Below are 235 nucleotides of genomic sequence, written 5' to 3'. Positions count from 1 at the left end.
AAGGTATCGCGAAAAAAAAGATGGCTACGTAGCTCAGTTGGTTAGAGCACATCACTCATAATGATGGGGTCACAGGTTCGAATCCCGTCGTAGCCACCATCTTTTTTTGCGGGAGTGGCGAAATTGGTAGACGCACCAGATTTAGGTTCTGGCGCCGCAAGGTGTGCGAGTTCAAGTCTCGCCTCCCGCACCATTCACCAGAAAGCGTTGTACGAGAAGCGTTTTATCGCTAACT

General features: G+C 49.8%; 2 tRNA genes. Both read left to right on the top strand.

The features are described from left to right. Positions 1 to 22: 22 nt before the first annotated feature. A tRNA-Met gene (locus SB765_RS33835) sits at positions 23 to 99 on the top strand. Positions 100 to 108: 9 nt separating this feature from the next. Beyond that, a tRNA-Leu gene (locus SB765_RS33830) sits at positions 109 to 193 on the top strand. Positions 194 to 235 lie beyond the last annotated feature (42 nt).

The sequence above is a fragment of the Pseudomonas sp. SIMBA_067 genome (genome assembly GCF_046534675.1).
Lineage (GTDB): Bacteria > Pseudomonadota > Gammaproteobacteria > Pseudomonadales > Pseudomonadaceae > Aquipseudomonas > Aquipseudomonas putida.
The sequence above is the reverse complement of the archived record's forward strand: the minus strand, read 5'-3'. Positions and strand labels throughout refer to the sequence as shown.